This window comes from Streptomyces thermoviolaceus (assembly GCF_045209695.1).
GTDB classification, from domain to species: Bacteria; Actinomycetota; Actinomycetes; order Streptomycetales; family Streptomycetaceae; genus Streptomyces; species Streptomyces thermoviolaceus.
This window is the reverse complement of record NZ_CP109280.1, coordinates 1,597,092-1,610,525: the sequence shown is the minus strand read 5'-3', so window position 1 is coordinate 1,610,525 and position 13,434 is coordinate 1,597,092. Positions and strand designations below refer to the sequence as shown.

Below are 13,434 nucleotides of genomic sequence, written 5' to 3'. Positions count from 1 at the left end.
GGCGTGGATCGCGCGCCGCCGTCCCGGCCGGACCGGGGCGCGGCAGGCGGGATGTCCGTCGCGGCCGCACAGCGGCCGCCCCGGCGGTACCGTCGGTGTCATGACCGTCCGCGCCGTGCTCTGGGACGTCGACGACACGCTGTTCGACTACACCACCGCCGACCGCACCGGGATGCGGGCGCACCTGCTCGCGGAACGGCTGCTCGACCGCTACGGCAGCGTGGAGGAGGCCCTCGCCCGCTGGCGGCGGATCACGGACGAGCAGTGGGCGCGGTTCTCCGCGGGGGAGGTCTCCTTCGAGGAGCAGCGGCGCGACCGGGTCCGGGTGTTCCTCGGCCGGCCGGAGCTGACCGACGCCGAGGCCGAGGAGTGGTTCGCGCGCTACCTGCGGCACTACGAGGCCGCCTGGTCGCTCTTCCCGGACGTGCTGCCCGCCCTGGACCGCCTCGCCGTCGACTACCGGCACGCCGTGCTGTCCAACTCCGGAGCGCACGTGCAGGAGCACAAGCTGCGGGTGCTGGGCCTGCGCGACCGTTTCGAGGCCGTGCTGTGCGCGGCCGAGCTGGGCGTGTCCAAGCCCGCGGCGCGGGCGTTCCACGCGGCCTGCGGGGCCCTGGGGCTGTCTCCGCACCAGGTCGCCCATGTCGGCGATCACCCGGAGATCGACGCCCGGGGCGCCGCGGCGGCCGGGTTGCTGCCGGTCTGGATCGACCGCACGGGCGGCTCCCCGGACGGTGCCCCCGGCGGCCCGCCCGGCCCGGGCGTGCACCGGATCTCCTCGCTCGCCGAACTCCCGGCGCTGCTCGGTGTCGATACCCGTTTTGGAGCCAGGTCCACCTTCAGGTAATGTTCTTCCTGCGCCGCGGGGAGCGGGCCGAAAGGCCGGAGCCCCGGGGTGCAGAACGAGAACAAGATCCCCGCACGGGGCTTGCGTTCCAGTGGCCTATGGTGTAATTGGCAGCACGACGGATTCTGGTTCCGTTAGTCTTGGTTCGAGTCCAGGTAGGCCAGCTCGCAGAGTTCATCTGCATCGCGGATCTCATCCGCAAAGCCCCCGTTGTGTAGCGGCCTAGCACGCTGCCCTCTCAAGGCAGTAGCGCCGGTTCGAATCCGGTCGGGGGTACGGATCCCGGAGCGATCCGGGGTCGAGGCCCCCGTTGTGTAGCGGCCTAGCACGCCGCCCTCTCAAGGCGGTAGCGCCGGTTCGAATCCGGTCGGGGGTACACACCGGTCACGACCTTCAATGGTCTGAACCACCTTGGTCTATGGTGTAATTGGCAGCACGACGGATTCTGGTTCCGTTAGTCTTGGTTCGAGTCCAGGTAGACCAGCTGATCTGCGGAAACGCAAGATCGCGCCCCCGTTGTGTAGCGGCCTAGCACGCTGCCCTCTCAAGGCAGTAGCGCCGGTTCGAATCCGGTCGGGGGTACAGAGGAGAAGGGCCCTTCCGCTGAGGAAGGGCCCTTCCCGTGTCTTCGGAGCCTTCCGGTGTCTTCGGGGCCTTCCGGTGCCGCTCGGCGCAGGTGCTCGTGCACGGCACGGACCGGGCGGCGCGCCGGATCGCCGGTACGGCGGGCGGGCGGCCGTTCCCCCGGGGCTCCGGTGGGGCCGCCGCGGCGTTGAGGCGGTCCCGGCCGGTGCCGGGGGAGAGGGCGTCGGGGAGGCGGCCCGGGATCAGCCGGAGCGGCGCAGGGCCTCCGACAGGCGTGCGGCCGCGTCGATGACCGCCTGGGCGTGCATCCGGCCCGGGTGGCGGGTCAGGCGCTCGATCGGCCCGGAGACCGAGACCGCGGCCACCACGCGGTTCGACGGACCCCGCACCGGCGCGGAGACCGAGGCCACGCCCGGCTCCCGCTCGCCGATCGACTGGGCCCACCCGCGGCGCCGCACACCCGACAGGGCCGTCGCCGTGAACCGGGCGCCCTGCAGACCGCGGTGCAGCCGCTCCGGCTCCTCCCAGGCCATCAGCACCTGCGCCGAGGAGCCCGCCTTCATGGTCAGCGTCGAGCCGACCGGGACCGTGTCCCGCAGACCGGACAGGCGCTCGGCCGCCGCGACACAGATCCGCATGTCGCCCTGGCGGCGGTAGAGCTGCGCGCTCTCGCCCGTGACGTCCCGCAGATGCGTGAGCACCGGGCCGGCCGTGGCGAGGAGACGGTCCTCGCCCGCCGCGGCGGCCAGCTCCGCCAGGCGCGGGCCGAGGATGAACCGGCCCTGCATGTCGCGCGCCACCATGCGGTGGTGTTCCAGAGCCACGGCCAGGCGGTGGGCCGTGGGACGTGCCAGTCCGGTGGCCGCGACCAGACCCGCGAGGGTGGCCGGACCGGACTCCAGAGCGCTCAGGACGAGGGCCGCCTTGTCCAGAACGCCGACGCCGCTGCTGTTGTCCATGCAACGATACTTGCGTCTCACTCTGTGAAACGCAAGTTCAATTTTCGGTGGAACGCGCCACTCTGGATGCCACGAAGGCACAGCGGCCCGCTCATCCCCGGGCCTGGTGGCGGATGCCCGAAGACGCAGGGCGCGGGCAACGCCTCCTCACGATCTCTAGTTGGGCCGGCGGATCCGCGCCGGCCGGAGGGAAAGCGATGGGTAGGACACTCGCGGAGAAGGTCTGGGACGACCACGTCGTCCGGCGCGCCGAGGGCGAGCCCGACCTCCTCTACATCGATCTGCACCTGCTGCACGAGGTGACCAGCCCGCAGGCCTTCGAGGGCCTCCGCAAGAGCGGCCGGCGGGTGCGCCGACTGGACCTGACCATCGCCACCGAGGACCACAACACCCCGACCCTCGACATCGACAAGCCGATCGCCGACCCGGTCTCGAGGGCCCAGCTGGAGACGCTGCGCAAGAACTGCGCCGAGTTCGGGGTGCGGCTGCACCCGCTCGGCGACGTCGAGCAGGGCGTCGTCCACGTCGTCGGCCCCCAGCTGGGCCTGACCCAGCCCGGCACGACCGTGGTCTGCGGCGACTCCCACACCTCCACGCACGGCGCGTTCGGCGCGCTGGCGTTCGGCATCGGCACCTCGCAGGTCGAGCACGTGCTGGCCACACAGACGCTGCCGATGGCCCGCCCGAAGACCATGGCGATCACCGTCGACGGCGAGCTGCCCGAGGGCGTGACCGCCAAGGACCTGATCCTGGCGATCATCGCGAAGATCGGCACGGGCGGCGGCCAGGGCTACATCCTGGAGTACCGCGGCTCCGCCATCGAGAAGCTCTCGATGGAGGCCCGCATGACCATCTGCAACATGTCGATCGAGGCCGGCGCCCGCGCGGGCATGATCGCCCCGGACGAGACGACGTTCGCGTACCTCAAGGGCCGTCCGCACGCCCCGCAGGGTGCCGACTGGGACGCGGCGGTGGAGTACTGGAAGACGCTGCGCACCGACGACGACGCCGAGTTCGACGCCGAGGTCGTCATCGATGCCTCCGAGCTGGCGCCGTTCGTCACCTGGGGCACCAACCCCGGCCAGGGCGCCCCGCTTTCGGCGTCCGTCCCCGACCCGGCTTCGTACGAAGACCCTTCGGAGCGCCTGGCCGCCGAAAAGGCCCTGGAGTACATGGGGTTGCAGCCCGGTCAGCCGCTGCGCTCCATCACCGTGGACACCGTCTTCGTAGGGTCGTGCACCAACGGCCGCATCGAGGACCTGCGCGCCGCCGCCGAGGTGCTGCGCGGCCGCAAAATCGCCGACGGCGTACGGATGCTGGTCGTCCCCGGCTCCGCGCGGGTGGGTCTGCAGGCCGTCTCCGAGGGCCTGGACACGGTCTTCAAGGAGGCCGGCGCCGAGTGGCGGCACGCGGGCTGCTCGATGTGCCTGGGCATGAACCCCGACCAGCTGGCCCCGGGCGAGCGCTCCGCCTCCACCTCCAACCGCAACTTCGAGGGCCGTCAGGGCAAGGGCGGCCGCACCCACCTGGTGTCGCCGCAGGTCGCGGCCGCCACCGCCGTCCTGGGTCGACTCGCCTCGCCGGCCGACCTGTCCGACGCCGCCACCACGCCCGCTGGAGTCTGAACGATCATGGAAGCCTTCACCACCCACACCGGCCGGGCCGTCCCGCTGCGCCGCAGCAACGTCGACACCGACCAGATCATCCCCGCCCACTGGCTCAAGAAGATCACCCGCGACGGATTCGAGGACGGGCTGTTCGAGGCCTGGCGCAAGGACCCGGAGTTCGTGCTCAACCGCCCCGAGCGACAGGGTGCCACGGTCCTCGTCGCCGGCCCCGACTTCGGCACCGGCTCCTCCCGCGAGCACGCCGTCTGGGCGCTGCAGAACTACGGCTTCAAGGCCGTGATCTCCTCCCGCTTCGCCGACATCTTCCGCGGCAACTCGCTGAAGAACGGCCTGCTGACGGTGGTCCTGGAGCAGGCCGTCGTGGACCGGCTGTGGGAGCTCACCGAGCAGGACCCGACCGCCGAGATCACCGTCGACCTCGAGCGGCGCGAGGTGCGCGCCGAGGGCATCACCGCCGCCTTCGAACTGGACGAGAACTCCCGCTGGCGGCTGCTGAACGGCCTGGACGACATCTCCATCACCCTGCAGAACGAGGACGCCATCGCCGCCTACGAGGCGAAGCGTCCCTCCTTCAAACCGCGCACCCTGACGGTCTGATCCGTCGCCCGGCCGCAACCCGCACCGTCGGGTTTCGGCCACCGCACATCACCGCTGTGCCCCCGGTCTTCGTGATCGGGGGCACAGTCGTTTCCGGGCACGGACGACCCGGGCCGGCCTCGCGGACGGGGTCAACTTCCCACGTTAGAGCCGTGTTTGCCGGGGTACATGAGGTGCGGGACCTTCGCCTCGGCCGTCGCCCGTACGGCCGTCCACGCCGTCAGTTGCCCCCTGGGCAGGCGACAACTCACCCCAGATGGCACAATCTGTGCATGGATGACGACGGCCAACTTCAGCTCTATACGGCGGTCGCAGCCCAGCTCAAACAAGCGCACGCTCGAGTGCGCGCACTGCAAGTCCCGGAGGGCGTACGGATGGCGCTGACCCGGAACCTGCTGGTCATCACGGCCGCGGCCAAACACGATCTCGCCGGTGCTGCAAGGCGTCTGGAGCGGTTCACGGCAGACCTCGACGCAGGACGAATCCCCGGCGAGGAACGCTGAGCCGCCGACGGCGCCGAGTCTGCTGCGGCACAAGGGTGATTAGCCCGTTTCGTGTTTGATTTGCGGTATATATCTGCCTAACGTGCGAAAAGCTTGAACACTTTCGTTCTGGCAAGGTCTCCGAAGGGGAAGACGTGAACAAGGCGCAGCTCGTAGAAGCGATTGCCGACAAGATGGGCGGCCGGCAGCAGGCCGCCGATGCCGTCGACGCGGTACTGGACGCCATCGTCCGCGCGGTCGTCGCGGGAGACCGGGTCTCGGTCACCGGCTTCGGGTCCTTCGAGAAGGTGGACCGTCCGGCGCGCTACGCCCGCAACCCGCAGACGGGTGAGCGGGTCCGGGTCAAGAAGACCTCCGTCCCCCGCTTCCGGGCCGGCCAGGGCTTCAAGGACCTGGTGAGCGGCACCAAGAAGCTCCCGAAGAACGACATCGCGGTGAAGAAGGCGCCCAAGGGCAGCCTGTCGGGGCCGACCGCCACCATCGCCAAGGCCGCCGGCAAGAAGGCCGCGGCGAAGAAGACCACGGCGGCGGCGAAGAAGGCCACCGCGAAGAAGACCACGGCGGCGAAGAAGACCGCCGCCAAGAAGACGGCCGCCAAGACCACCGCGGCCGCCAAGAAGACGGCCGCGAAGAAGACCACGGCCAAGAAGACCACGGCGAAGAAGGCGCCGGCGAAGAAGGCGACCGCCAAGAAGGCCCCCGCCAAGAAGTCGACCGCCCGCAAGACCGCCGCGAAGAAGACGACCGCCCGCAGCAAGTAGGGGATCATCGAGGCACGCACGGCTCCGCACGGCACGGGCGCCCGCCGCCCCTGGTGTCCGGAACTCTCACGCGCCGGGCCGGACTCCCGAGGGAGCCCGGCCCGCGGCGTGTCCGGGCGGGCTTGCGGTGTCCAGGGCCTCAGAAGGTCTGCAGCGTCACCAGGGTGATCCGCAGCCCGTCGCCCTCTTGCTCGGTCTCGATCCGCACCCGCTGCCCCGGCCGCAGCAGCCGCAGCCCGCCGGCGTCGAACGCCGCCGTGTCGAACGGCACCGGGGTGCCGTCGTCCAGCAGCACCTGCCCGCTGCGGCTCTCGGGGTCGTACGTGTACGCGGTCGCCTGCATGACGGCAGCGTAACTCCCGCCGAGCACGGCCGGGTGACCGTGCTCGCCACGCCCCGGACATCGCGCGGCCGTCCGCGGACCGCACCGGGCGCCGCCGCGCCGTCCGCCCTGGTGACGGGCCGTGTGCCGCCCTGCGCGAGGAGGCGGGCCGATCCCGATGGGTCACGCCGTCCGGTCGCCGCGCCGTCATTCCGCCCGGCCCCTGCCCGGGCTCCCTTCCGCTGACTCCTGCGCCTGCCGCCTGCGCCCCACCGCGGCCCTGCGCCCGGCGCTGATGGCCCCGGCCGCCGGTCGCCCGTGGGTTCGCGTCGTCCCCGGCACGTTCACGCGTCCGGGTCCCCGCCCGGGCCCGGATCTTCCCCCCGCCCGCGCCGCCGTCGGCTCGCGGTCACTGCCGGAGCAGCCGGGCCGCCTGACGCGCCGTATGGGGGCCCACGCCGAGCGCGAGGGCGGCGCGCAGGTCGTCGCCGGTGTCCACGTCCTGCCGTACGGAATCCACCGCGTCGAGATCGAGTTCCACCGCACCCGAGGCCCGGTGCCGGGCACGGGAGTCCGGGCCGAAAGCGGGGAGCAGAGCGTGCCCGGGAGCGGCGGAGAGAAGGGTCGTTCCGACGCCTGCCGCATCGGCGAGAAATGCGCGCGGAAATGCGGCGGCATCCGTCAGGACCCGGGCCAATTCACGCGGCCGCAGCGCCGGCAGATCCGCATTCAGGGCGGCCACCGCACTTCCGGGCCGCGCCGAGCGCACCGTCCGCGCGCCGTGCGTGAGCGCGGCGTTCAGACCGGCCGCCGGAGCGTCCGGCACGATGCGCGCGCCGAGCGCGGACAGCTCCCGGCCGGCCAGCACATCGTCCGTGACGACCGCCACATCCCGCACCTGCGCGCAGGCCAGCGCCGCCGCCACGGTGTCCTGCGCGAACGCGAGCGCCAGGGCCGGCCGCACGGCGTCGTCGGCGGCCTGTGACAGCCTGCTCTTGGCCAGAGCCAGGGGTTTCAGGGGGATGACCAGGGTCCAGTGCACAGGCGTTCGCCTCTCTCTCCTCGCGGACATTGTCCCCGTGCCGCCGGGTGGGCCCGGGCGGCGGGGCGGCACGGGGAGCGCGGCAGCGGCCCGGGGCGGGCGTACGGTGTTCTCGACAGACCGGCGGCCCGGGGCGACACTTGTGCGGCCCCGGCCCCGGGGGAAAGCCCTAGAGGAAGGTGTCCGCGTGCCCCGCCGCAGAATCGGCTTCTGGTACCGCTTCGCAGCGGTGATCTGCAAACCGCCGCTGCTGGTTCTGATCAAGCGGGACTGGCGAGGAATGGAGCACATTCCGGCCGACGGCGGATTCATCACCGTGGTGAATCACAATTCCCACATCGACCCCTTCGCCTACGCGCACTTCCAGTACAACACCGGTCGTGTCCCGCGTTTCCTGGCGAAAAGCGGGCTTTTCAAGAAAGGTCTCGTCGGTGCCGTGATGCGCGGTACCGGGCAGATCCCCGTCTACCGGGAGAGCGCCGACGCGCTCAGCGCCTTCCGTGCGGCCATCGACGCCGTGCAGCGCGGCGAGTGCGTCGCCTTCTACCCCGAGGGCACCCTCACCCGAGACCCCGACGGCTGGCCGATGACCGGCAAGACCGGCGCCGCCCGGGTCGCCCTGCAGACCAAGTGCCCGGTGATCCCGATCGCGCAGTGGGGCGCCAACGAGCTGTTGCCGCCGTACGCGAAGAAGCCCAACCTGCTGCCGCGCAAGACCCACCATGTGCTGGCCGGCCCGCCCGTGGACCTCTCGCGCTTCTACGACAAGGAGGTGACCCCGGAGCTGCTGAAGGAGGCCACCGAGGTCATCATGGCGTCCATCACGCGCCTGCTGGAGGAGATCCGCGGCGAGAAGGCCCCCGCCGTGCCGTACGACCCGCGCAAGGAGCGGATCGAGCAGCGCCGCAGGACCGAGGAGCAGACGCGGGCCCGCACCCGGGGCCGGGGGGCCGTCGCCTCCGGCCGGACCGGGCCGGGTGCGCCCGAGGTCGTCCGGGAGGAGGGGCAGGGCACATGAGCCAGCCGGTCAAGGCGGCCGTGTTCGGCACCGGTTCGTGGGGCACCGCCTTCGGCATGGTTCTCGCCGACGCCGGCTGCGAGGTCACCCTGTGGGCGCGGCGCCCGGAGCTGGCCGAGGCGGTCAACTCCACCCGGACCAACCCGGACTATCTGCCCGGTGTCGAACTCCCGGCGAACGTGCGGGCCACCGCCGACCCCGCCGAGGCGGCCCGCGACGCCGACTTCACCGTTCTCGCCGTCCCCTCCCAGACCCTGCGCGCCAACCTCGCCGACTGGCGGCCGCTGCTCGCCCCCGGCACCGTGCTCGTCTCCCTGATGAAGGGGGTCGAGGTCGGCACGGCGATGCGGATGAGCGAGGTCGTCGAGGACGTCGCCAAGGTGCCCGCCGAGCGCATCGCCGTGGTCACCGGCCCCAACCTGGCCCGGGAGGTCGCCGCCCGGATGCCGGCCGCGGCCGTGGTGGCCTGCTCCGACGAGGCCGTGGCCCGGCGGCTGCAGACCGCCTGCCACACGCCGTACTTCCGCCCCTACACCAACACTGACGTGATCGGCTGCGAACTGGGCGGCGCGGTGAAGAACGTGATCAGCCTGGCCGTGGGCATCGCGGACGGCATGGGGCTCGGCGACAACGCCAAGGGCTCGCTCATCACGCGCGGCCTGGCGGAGACCACCCGGCTCGGCATGGTCCTGGGCGCCGACCCGCTCACCTTCTCCGGCCTGGCCGGTCTCGGCGACCTGGTCGCCACCTGCTCCTCGCCGCTGTCGCGCAACCACACCTTCGGCACCAACCTCGGCAAGGGCATGACCCTGCAGGAGACGATCGCGGTCACCCGGCAGACCGCGGAGGGCGTCAAGTCCTGCCTGTCGGTGCTGGATCTGGCCCGCCGGCACGACGTCGACATGCCCATCACGCAGACCGTCGTCGCCATCGTGCACGAGGGCAAGTCCCCGATGGCGGCGGTGAAGGAGCTGATGGCGCGCAGCGCCAAACCCGAACGCCACTGAGCGCCCGGTCCGTGGCCGGGCGTGGGGCCGGGCATCGCCCGCCCCCACGCCCGGCGCAACGCTCAGCGCCGTCTGTGCGACGTTGCGCGACGGCCGCCGAGCGGGCGCTGACGTGGTGAAGACCACCGGGTACGCTCGTCGCGATATGAGCACCGAGAACCTTCCTTCGAGCCCTGAGCAGCCGCCGCGCAAGCCGCGCGTGGCCGTCGTGTTCGGCGGGCGCAGCTCCGAACACGGCATCTCCACGGTCACCGCCGGCGCCGTCCTCAAGGCGATCGACCGGACCAAGTACGACGTCCTGCCGATCGGCATCACGCGGGAAGGCCGTTGGGTGCTCGCCGCGGACGCGCCGGAGCGCATGGCCATCACCGAGCGCCGCACCCCCGAGGTCGAGGACGTCGCCGAGTCGCCCGAGGGTGCCCTGGTGCTGCCGGCCGACCCGGGCAACCGCGAGATCGTCTACAGCGAGCCGGGGGCGGTACCCAAGGCGCTCGGCGAGGTCGACGTCGTCTTCCCGGTGCTCCACGGTCCCTTCGGCGAGGACGGCACCCTGCAGGGCCTGCTGGAGCTGGCCGGGGTGCCGTACGTGGGGTCGGGGGTGCTCGCCTCGGCCGTGGGCCAGGACAAGGAGTACATGAAGCGGATCTTCACCTCCTTCGGGCTCACGGTGGGCCCGTACACGGTGATCCGGCCGCGCGAGTGGGAGCAGGACGCCGCGGCCGTCCGCAAGAAGATCGTCGACTTCGCCGGCGTCCACGGCTGGCCGCTGTTCGTCAAGCCGGCCCGCGCCGGTTCGTCCATCGGCATCACCAAGGTCGACGACCTCGCCGGCCTGGACGACGCCCTCGAGGAGGCCCGGCGGCACGACCCGAAGGTGCTGGTCGAGGCCGCGGTGCGGGGCCGGGAGATCGAGTGCGGCGTGCTGGAGTTCGAGGAGGGCCCGCGCGCCTCCGTGCCGGCCGAGATCCCGCCGCCCGAGGCGCACGCCTACTACGACTTCGAGGCCAAGTACATCGACTCCACGCCCGGCATCGTGCCCGCCCCGCTGACCGAGGAGCAGACCGCCGAGGTGCAGCGGCTCGCGGTCCAGGCGTTCGAGGCGGCCTCCTGCGAGGGCCTGGTGCGCGCGGACTTCTTCCTCACCGAGGACGGCGAGTTCGTGATCAACGAGATCAACACCATGCCCGGCTTCACGCCCATCTCGATGTACCCGCAGATGTGGCAGGCCAGCGGGGTCTCCTACCCGGAGCTGGTGGACCGTCTGGTGCAGGCGGCCCTGCGCCGCCCGACCGGGCTGCGCTGAGCACCCGAGGGCGGTGCGCAGGCGGTGGTGCCCCCGGCGTCAGTCGGCGATCCCCTCGGGGATCGTCTTCTTGACGGCCGGGGCCAGGTCGACCAGCGGGGCCACGCCGCGGTCCGTGCGGTCGGCGGGGATGGTCACCTCCACATAGGCCCGGCGCAGCGTGGTGGTGAAGCGAAACGATCCGTCGCCCTGTTTCTGCAGCAGCCAGCCGACGCCGTCGATCTCGGCGCCGTCCGCCTCCGGGTCGTCCATCGCGGCGGGCCGCGGGACACCGCAGCGCAGTATGATCGCCGGGCTTCCCCAGCCCGCGGTCAGCGCGGACGCGGGCCGGGGGTCCGTGCGGCTCAGCCCGTCCACTTTCTGCGGCAGCGCCCTGTCCAGATCCCGGCACAGCTTCGTCACCGCCGCGTCGGGGCTGGGCACCGCGGCGGCGGGGCTGTCGTCGTTCGCGGAACAGCCCGCGACGGTGGCCAGCAGGGCGGTGACCGGCACGGCGAGGGCGGACAGGCCGTACCGCCGGTGACGCAAGGAACTCACCGGCCCAAGGGTAGACGGGGGCTACAGATGCACGACCGGGCAGGTCAAGGTGCGTGTCAGGCCTTCCACCTGCTGGACCTTCGCCACCACCATGCGGCCCAGTTCGTCGACGGTGTCGGCCTGCGCGCGCACGATGACGTCGTACGGTCCCGTCACGTCCTCGGCCTGGATCACACCGGGCAGTTTGCTGATCGTCTCCGCGACGGCCGACGCCTTGCCGACCTCCGTCTGGATCAGGATGTACGCCTGTACCACGGAACCTCCAGGGCGGCCACGAGGATCATGGGGGAAAAGGAACGCCACGGTATCGCGTCGCCATGTGCCGCGGACAGACCCGCGAAGGACATGGCCCGCGTGCCGGGGGTGCAGGTAGGACAGAGGGTGGCGGCTTTCTCGACCGTAGCGAGGACCGCGCCAACGCGCGACCGGGACGCGCTCGGGGGCGCGATCAGGGACGCACAGCGACAGCAGGGACAGAAGGGGCGAAAGGGTCATGAAGGGCACTGTTGGTGAGCTCGGCGAGTTCGGGCTCATCAGGGAGCTGACCTCCCGTCTCACCACCACCCCGGCGGTCCGGGTCGGCCCCGGCGACGACGCCGCCGTGGTCGCCGCCCCCGACCGCAGGGTCGTGGCGAGCACCGACATACTCGTCGAGGGGCGGCACTTCCGCCGCGACTGGTCGACCGCGTACGACGTGGGCCGCAAGGCGGCCGCGCAGAACCTCGCCGACATCGCCGCCATGGGCGCCGTGCCGACCGCGCTGCTGCTCGGCCTGGTCGTCCCCGCCGAGTGCCCGGTCACCTGGCCCACCGAGCTGATGGACGGCCTGCGCGACGAGTGCCAGGTCGCCGGTGCCTCGGTGGTCGGCGGCGACGTGGTCCGCGGCGACACGATCACGGTGTCCATCACCGCCCTCGGCGATCTGCGCAATCACGAGCCGGTCACCCGTGCCGGCGCCCAGCCCGGCGATCTCGTCGCCGTCACCGGCTGGCTGGGCTGGTCCGCGGCCGGGTACGCGGTGCTCTCCCGTGGTTTCCGCTCCCCGCGGGCCTTCGTGGAGGCCCACCGCCGTCCCGAGCCGCCGTACCACGCCGGTCCCGCCGCCGCCGGGCTCGGTGCGACCGCGATGTGCGACGTCAGCGACGGACTGATCGCCGACCTCGGGCACATCGCCGAGGCCAGCAAGGTCCGTATCGACATCCGTTCCGGCGCCATCGACATCCCCTCACAGATGAACGACATCGGGCAGGCCGTCGGTGTCGACCCGCTGCAGTGGGTGCTCACCGGGGGAGAGGACCACGCGATCGTGGCCACCTTCCCGCCGGACGTGAAGCTGCCGGCTCGCTGGAAAGTGATCGGCGAAGTGCTCAACCCCTCGGCCCTGCCGCAGGTCACGGTCGACGGCGCGCCGTGGACCGCGAAGGGCGGCTGGGACCACTTCGGGGACATCGAGTCGTGAGCGCCGCACCGCCCCGTGTGCTGACCGTCGCCGGTTCCGACTCCGGCGGCGGCGCCGGCATCCAGGCCGACCTGAAGACGATGCTCGCCCTCGGGGTGCACGGCATGAGCGTGCTGACCGCGGTCACCGCGCAGAACTCGCTGGGCGTGCAGGGCGTCTGGGACCTGCCGGCCGAGGCGGTGCGCGCCCAGTACCGCAGCGTCGTGGACGACATCGGCGTCCAGGCCGTCAAGACCGGGATGCTGTCCTCACCGGAACTGGTGGAGACGGTCGCCGCGTTGATCGCCGACACCGACGCCCCCGCGGTCGTCGACCCGGTGGGCGTCTCCAAGCACGGCGACGCGCTGCTGCACGCCGACGCCGTGACGGCGGTCCGCGGCAGGCTGCTGCCGGTGGCGACCGTGGCCACGCCCAACCTCGACGAGGTGGCCCAGCTGACCGGTGTCCGGGTCACCTGTGAGGACGGGCTGCGCGAGGCCGCCGAGGCCGTCCTGGCCCTCGGGCCGGCCTGGGTGCTGGTCAAGGGCGGTCATCTGCCCGGCGACGCCGTGGACCTGCTCACGGACGGCACCGAGGAGCACTGGCTGCGCGCCCCGCGCCACGACAACCGGCACACCCACGGCACCGGCTGCACCCTCGCCTCCGCGATCGCCTCCCGGCTGGCCCTGGGCGACTCGGTTCCGGAGGCGGTCAGGGCGGCCAAGGAGTACGTCACCGGGGCCATCGCCGCGGGATTCGCGCTCGGCGGGGGCATCGGCCCCGTGGACCACGGCTGGCGCCTGCGCGGGCCGCGCACGGCCGGGTAGTGGTCCGGCGGCGGCCCGGGCAGGTGCGCGCAGGAGCCAGGCGGGCGGGGGCTCGGGGAG

Annotated in this window: 15 protein-coding genes and 5 tRNA genes; 15 read left to right on the top strand and 5 right to left on the bottom strand. The window is 72.1% G+C overall.

The features are described 5' to 3' along the window. Positions 1-100: 100 nt before the first annotated feature. The 6 genes from OG899_RS07000 (at position 101) to OG899_RS06975 (ending at position 1,429) form a co-directional block, all read left to right on the top strand. Entirely contained in the window at positions 101-847 is a 747-nt protein-coding gene (locus tag OG899_RS07000; protein WP_189428199.1) for an HAD family hydrolase, read from the top strand. 92 nt (positions 848-939) lie between these two features. Next, a tRNA-Gln gene (locus OG899_RS06995) sits at positions 940-1,011 on the top strand. A 39-nt stretch (positions 1,012-1,050) separates the two neighbouring features. Continuing rightward, positions 1,051-1,123: transfer RNA gene (locus tag OG899_RS06990), tRNA-Glu, on the top strand. A 27-nt stretch (positions 1,124-1,150) separates the two neighbouring features. Continuing rightward, positions 1,151-1,223, top strand: a tRNA-Glu gene (locus tag OG899_RS06985). Positions 1,224-1,259: 36 nt separating this feature from the next. Then, positions 1,260-1,331 (top strand) — tRNA-Gln (locus OG899_RS06980). Between the two features lie 25 nt (positions 1,332-1,356). Further along, positions 1,357-1,429, top strand: a tRNA-Glu gene (locus OG899_RS06975). Positions 1,430-1,674: 245 nt separating this feature from the next. On the opposite strand, the gene ndgR is transcribed toward OG899_RS06975, so the two are convergent. Then, entirely contained in the window at positions 1,675-2,391 is a 717-nt protein-coding gene (gene ndgR, locus OG899_RS06970; protein WP_028425251.1) for an IclR family transcriptional regulator NdgR, read from the bottom strand. A gap of 197 nt (positions 2,392-2,588) precedes the next feature. Here ndgR and leuC point away from each other — a divergent pair, with 197 nt between their 5' ends. The 4 genes from leuC to OG899_RS06950 all read left to right on the top strand — a co-directional run bounded on the left by leuC (position 2,589) and on the right by OG899_RS06950 (position 5,880). Then, positions 2,589-4,016, top strand: coding sequence for a 3-isopropylmalate dehydratase large subunit (gene leuC / locus OG899_RS06965; protein WP_125496173.1), 1,428 nt, complete (start codon positions 2,589-2,591; stop codon positions 4,014-4,016). 6 nt (positions 4,017-4,022) lie between these two features. Then, positions 4,023-4,616 carry a 3-isopropylmalate dehydratase small subunit gene (leuD, locus tag OG899_RS06960; protein WP_125496172.1) on the top strand — a complete coding sequence of 198 codons (594 nt, stop codon included), beginning with the start codon at positions 4,023-4,025 and terminating at the stop codon, positions 4,614-4,616. A gap of 272 nt (positions 4,617-4,888) precedes the next feature. Further along, a complete protein-coding gene (locus tag OG899_RS06955; RefSeq protein ID WP_125496171.1) occupies positions 4,889-5,119 on the top strand; it encodes a hypothetical protein in 231 nt (76 codons plus the stop codon). 134 nt (positions 5,120-5,253) lie between these two features. Then, positions 5,254-5,880: an HU family DNA-binding protein gene (locus OG899_RS06950; protein ID WP_168131263.1), complete on the top strand. Its 627-nt coding sequence runs from the start codon at positions 5,254-5,256 to the stop codon at positions 5,878-5,880. Positions 5,881-6,019: 139 nt separating this feature from the next. On the opposite strand, the gene OG899_RS06945 is transcribed toward OG899_RS06950, so the two are convergent. Together OG899_RS06945 and cofC are read right to left on the bottom strand one after the other, a co-directional pair. Beyond that, complete coding sequence (locus OG899_RS06945) at positions 6,020-6,223, bottom strand: hypothetical protein (RefSeq protein ID WP_125496169.1); 204 nt, start codon at positions 6,221-6,223, stop codon at positions 6,020-6,022. A gap of 388 nt (positions 6,224-6,611) precedes the next feature. Beyond that, positions 6,612-7,244 carry a 2-phospho-L-lactate guanylyltransferase gene (gene cofC, locus OG899_RS06940; protein ID WP_125496168.1) on the bottom strand — a complete coding sequence of 211 codons (633 nt, stop codon included), beginning with the start codon at positions 7,242-7,244 and terminating at the stop codon, positions 6,612-6,614. Between the two features lie 187 nt (positions 7,245-7,431). On the opposite strand from cofC, the gene OG899_RS06935 reads away from it, so the two are divergent. The 3 genes from OG899_RS06935 to OG899_RS06925 all read left to right on the top strand — a co-directional run bounded on the left by OG899_RS06935 (position 7,432) and on the right by OG899_RS06925 (position 10,572). Further along, positions 7,432-8,262: a 1-acyl-sn-glycerol-3-phosphate acyltransferase gene (locus OG899_RS06935; RefSeq protein ID WP_125496167.1), complete on the top strand. Its 831-nt coding sequence runs from the start codon at positions 7,432-7,434 to the stop codon at positions 8,260-8,262. After that, positions 8,259-9,269: an NAD(P)H-dependent glycerol-3-phosphate dehydrogenase gene (locus tag OG899_RS06930; protein ID WP_189428198.1), complete on the top strand. Its 1,011-nt coding sequence runs from the start codon at positions 8,259-8,261 to the stop codon at positions 9,267-9,269. The genes OG899_RS06935 and OG899_RS06930 overlap by 4 nt, the downstream gene beginning before the upstream one ends. Positions 9,270-9,414: 145 nt before the next feature. After that, positions 9,415-10,572, top strand: coding sequence for a D-alanine--D-alanine ligase family protein (locus OG899_RS06925; protein ID WP_125496165.1), 1,158 nt, complete (start codon positions 9,415-9,417; stop codon positions 10,570-10,572). Positions 10,573-10,611: 39 nt separating this feature from the next. Here the strand turns inward: OG899_RS06925 and OG899_RS06920 are convergent, their stop codons facing one another. Beyond that, on the bottom strand, positions 10,612-11,109 hold the full coding sequence (locus OG899_RS06920; RefSeq protein ID WP_125496164.1) for a DUF3515 domain-containing protein: 498 nt from the start codon (positions 11,107-11,109) through the stop codon (positions 10,612-10,614). A gap of 21 nt (positions 11,110-11,130) precedes the next feature. Beyond that, on the bottom strand, positions 11,131-11,364 hold the full coding sequence (locus OG899_RS06915; RefSeq protein ID WP_125496163.1) for an Lrp/AsnC family transcriptional regulator: 234 nt from the start codon (positions 11,362-11,364) through the stop codon (positions 11,131-11,133). A 238-nt stretch (positions 11,365-11,602) separates the two neighbouring features. Between OG899_RS06915 and OG899_RS06910 the strand changes: the two genes are divergently transcribed. Together OG899_RS06910 and thiD are read left to right on the top strand one after the other, a co-directional pair. Then, positions 11,603-12,568 (top strand): thiamine-phosphate kinase, encoded by a 966-nt coding sequence (locus tag OG899_RS06910; RefSeq protein WP_125496162.1) that lies wholly within the window; start codon positions 11,603-11,605, stop codon positions 12,566-12,568. Further along, positions 12,565-13,374 (top strand): bifunctional hydroxymethylpyrimidine kinase/phosphomethylpyrimidine kinase, encoded by an 810-nt coding sequence (thiD, locus tag OG899_RS06905; RefSeq protein ID WP_185867768.1) that lies wholly within the window; start codon positions 12,565-12,567, stop codon positions 13,372-13,374. Before OG899_RS06910 ends, thiD begins: the two co-directional genes overlap by 4 nt. Positions 13,375-13,434: the final 60 nt, after the last annotated feature.

Bases quoted from the DNA above. Each gene is read 5' to 3' on its own strand.
- OG899_RS07000 (WP_189428199.1), top strand. From the start codon at position 101: ATGACCGTCCGCGCCGTGCTCTGGGACGTCGACGACACGCTGTTCGAC.
- leuD (WP_125496172.1), top strand. From the start codon at position 4,023: ATGGAAGCCTTCACCACCCACACCGGCCGGGCCGTCCCGCTGCGCCGC.
- OG899_RS06945 (WP_125496169.1), bottom strand. From the start codon at position 6,223: ATGCAGGCGACCGCGTACACGTACGACCCCGAGAGCCGCAGCGGGCAG.
- ndgR (WP_028425251.1), bottom strand. From the start codon at position 2,391: ATGGACAACAGCAGCGGCGTCGGCGTTCTGGACAAGGCGGCCCTCGTC.
- OG899_RS06930 (WP_189428198.1), top strand. From the start codon at position 8,259: ATGAGCCAGCCGGTCAAGGCGGCCGTGTTCGGCACCGGTTCGTGGGGC.
- OG899_RS06910 (WP_125496162.1), top strand. From the start codon at position 11,603: ATGAAGGGCACTGTTGGTGAGCTCGGCGAGTTCGGGCTCATCAGGGAG.
- OG899_RS06925 (WP_125496165.1), top strand. From the start codon at position 9,415: ATGAGCACCGAGAACCTTCCTTCGAGCCCTGAGCAGCCGCCGCGCAAG.
- leuC (WP_125496173.1), top strand. From the start codon at position 2,589: ATGGGTAGGACACTCGCGGAGAAGGTCTGGGACGACCACGTCGTCCGG.
- OG899_RS06955 (WP_125496171.1), top strand. From the start codon at position 4,889: ATGGATGACGACGGCCAACTTCAGCTCTATACGGCGGTCGCAGCCCAG.